Source organism: Nostoc cf. edaphicum LEGE 07299 (assembly GCF_015207245.1).
In the GTDB taxonomy this organism is placed as follows: domain Bacteria; phylum Cyanobacteriota; class Cyanobacteriia; order Cyanobacteriales; family Nostocaceae; genus Nostoc; species Nostoc edaphicum_B.
In genome coordinates this window covers 1-3,199 of record NZ_JADEXF010000766.1, presented here as the reverse complement: position 1 = coordinate 3,199, position 3,199 = coordinate 1, and the positions used below count along the sequence as shown (strand labels likewise).

The 3,199-nt window shown below is 44.2% G+C and carries 3 protein-coding genes; 1 reads left to right on the top strand and 2 read right to left on the bottom strand.

The genetic code is table 11. From position 1 onward, the window contains the following. Positions 1-52 precede the first annotated feature (52 nt). Positions 53-1,564 carry a threonine ammonia-lyase, biosynthetic gene (gene ilvA / locus IQ229_RS20340; protein ID WP_194046848.1) on the top strand — a complete coding sequence of 504 codons (1,512 nt, stop codon included), beginning with the start codon at positions 53-55 and terminating at the stop codon, positions 1,562-1,564. A 154-nt stretch (positions 1,565-1,718) separates the two neighbouring features. On the opposite strand, the gene IQ229_RS20335 is transcribed toward ilvA, so the two are convergent. Both IQ229_RS20335 and IQ229_RS24260 read right to left on the bottom strand, forming a co-directional pair. After that, a complete protein-coding gene (locus IQ229_RS20335; RefSeq protein ID WP_194046846.1) occupies positions 1,719-2,759 on the bottom strand; it encodes a hypothetical protein in 1,041 nt (346 codons plus the stop codon). Between the two features lie 10 nt (positions 2,760-2,769). Continuing rightward, positions 2,770-3,015, bottom strand: a complete 246-nt coding sequence (locus tag IQ229_RS24260) for a hypothetical protein (RefSeq protein ID WP_099099597.1) — start codon at positions 3,013-3,015, stop codon at positions 2,770-2,772. Between the last annotated feature and the right edge of the window lie 184 nt (positions 3,016-3,199).

Sequence of the window (3,199 nt, the reverse complement as noted above, 5' to 3'; positions counted from 1 at the left end):
CTTGTAACGTAAAATTAGTTTCCATCCAGCATTTGCTAACAGCTTGACGCCCATGTTTTGCGACTACCTCATCCAAATCCTGACTGCCCGTGTATATGATGTTGCCCAGGAAACACCACTGGAGTATGCTCCAAATTTGTCTGCACGGCTGAATAATCAACTCTTGTTGAAACGTGAGGATATGCAGTCAGTATTTTCCTTTAAACTGCGGGGTGCTTATAACAAAATGGTGCAACTGCCACCAGATACATTAGCACAGGGTGTAATTGCAGCGTCTGCGGGGAACCATGCTCAGGGAGTCGCCCTTGCAGCAAATCGTTTGGGAACCAAAGCGATTATCGTCATGCCAGTAACCACACCCCAAGTAAAAGTGGATGCGGTGAGAATGAGGGGCGGAGCAGTGGTGTTACATGGAAACACTTATGATGATGCTTATAGCTATGCGCGTGAATTAGAAGTAGAAAAAGGATTGACCTTTATTCATCCCTTTGACGATCCCCATGTAATTGCTGGACAGGGAACAATTGGGATGGAAATTTTACGGCAATATCAGCAACCCATCCATGCGATTTTTGTAGCAATCGGAGGAGGCGGACTAATTTCTGGGATTGGGGCTTATGTGAAACGATTGCGTCCCGAAATCAAGATTATTGGTGTTGAACCAGTTGATGCTGATGCCATGTCTCAATCGCTCAAAGCCGGACATCGGGTACGCTTATCCCAAGTGGGGTTATTTGCTGATGGCGTGGCGGTGCGGGAAGTAGGTGAAGAAACCTTCCGTTTATGTCAGCAGTATGTAGATGAAATTATTTTGGTGGATACAGATGATACTTGCGCTGCGATTAAAGACGTGTTTGAGGATACACGATCCATTTTAGAACCAGCTGGTGCATTAGCGATCGCAGCTGCCAAAGCCTACGCCGAACGAGAACAAATCGAGGGACAAACCTTAATTGCTGTCGCCTGTGGTGCAAACATGAATTTCGATCGCCTCCGCTTTGTCGCAGAACGAGCAGAGTTCGGTGAACGCCGCGAAGCGATATTTGCAGTCACAATTCCAGAGCAACGGGGAAGTATTCGCCAGTTTTGTGAATGTATTGGCAACCGTAACTTGACCGAGTTTAATTATCGTATTGCCGATGAAAAAACAGCCCATATTTTTGTCGGCGTGCAAATTCAAAATCGTGCCGATGCTGTCAAGATGGTAGAAACCTTTGAAGCTCATGGATTTGAAACCCTTGATTTAACGGACGACGAACTAACTAAACTACATCTGCGGCACATGGTAGGTGGACATTCTCCCCTAGCTCATAATGAATTGCTCTACCGTTTTGAGTTTCCCGAACGTCCCGGCGCATTGATGAAATTTGTGACTTCCATGAGTCCCGACTGGAATATTAGTCTTTTTCACTACCGCAACAACGGCTCAGACTACGGACGAATCGTTGTCGGTATCCAGGTTCCTCCCCACGAGATGGAAGATTGGCAAGCTTTTCTTGACCATCTGGGCTATCGCTATTGGGATGAGAATAAGAATCCGGCATACAAGCTGTTTTTGGGATAGGTGGGGAGTGAAGAAGGGAATAGGGTACAGGGAATAGGGTACAGGGTACAGGGTACAGGGTACAGGTTACAGGGTACAGGTTACAGGGTACAGGGTTACAGATTATTCCCTATCACCTGTCACCTGTTACCTGTCACCTAATCCCCATGCCAATTTAACGAGAACTCCCCTTCAATATCAGATTAGAATCCCAAGTATAGAAGCCAATTTGATTAGGAACCCTAGCGAATCTACCTGTGCGATAGCCTCTAGATAGTTCATTCAGCACCTTATTTTTGATCTCTCTAATTTGCTGAGAATCTAATTCTCCATAAATTCCAGCGATGACTTCAGCAACGCTGAAAACTTTACCTGGATTTTCTTGCAACAGAGAGGTGAGGGCGTCAATTAAGAATTGACCCTCAAAGGCTTTGAGCATCGGTACTGTTTTTGTCGGGGGAACGAAAGGCTTCTTGTTTTTGTTTTTGATACTCCTAGAAGCAGCATTGCGATTACTTGGGGCTACCAAACTTAAATCCAGAGTATAACAACCTGGCTCATCGGGAATAGTTACCCAGTAATTCCTTTCTCTACCTTGAGTGAGGGAAGATTGCACCCTACCTTTAACTACTTTGAATAGCTGGTAATCTAACTCTCCATAAAGCGATCGCACGATAAAATCGATATGACAAACAGTACCTATCTGTTCTTGCAATAGCTGTTTTATAGCTTCCATTCGCGAGATAGCGTGCTGATACTGAGGTAGCATCGGAATTTCCACTACCTTCGTTGAACTATCGTTGTTCTCTAGGACGATCTTTGGATCTGTTGATGTCGTTTGAGATTGACTCTCTTTTGTATCAACAGCAGCAGAAAAAGAATTATTTATCTCAACTCGATCTGAGTCTTTTTGTTCTGACTCTAAAGACTCCACCAAGTTGATTTCGCCGATGTCATCAAGGGGTGATAAAAACCGCAGAGAACTTTCCCCAGAAAGATTTGAGGTTTCATCAGTCGCCGTTAATCTTGATATCTGCTTGTTGGTATCAGAAAAAGACCAGTTAGACAACAACGCTTCTACATGGTCGAGCTGCGATCGCGCCTGCACAAAGAGGCGTTCATACTCTTCTGTCAGGCGAGCATAATAGTCTCGTAATTCCAACAGTGGTGAGAGAAAGGTGCCCGGAGGCGGTTCTAATTGTCCATTTTGAGTCATAGGGCTTTAATCAATTTAAATCGATGTCACTTTTATAAGACATTGCTCTGGGTTTTGCCTTGTGAGATGCTGGTTGGGATTTCTTAGGCGGTTGGGGAGGGCGACATCTCTCACAATATAAAGGTCGAGGGCCGAAAGTCTCGCGTTTTGTCAGATCGTTACACTCTTTACAGACAAACTGGAAAACACGAGTATGAATCTGTCTCTTGTGCGCCCTGACAGTATATTCTCTAACATCAATGAATTTACTTGCCATAATCAGGAATTGTGAATTGCCGACGTTATCAATGTCCTATCAATATAGCTATTCAAGCAAATCAAACCGCATCAGTGTGTGTTTATGTAGAAGTTTTATTCAAATCAGTGAATTTCACATCTAGACATAAAGTGCAGATGAGCAACTTGAGAGTTAGCCGTTGACTATTCTCCCAGCATATAAT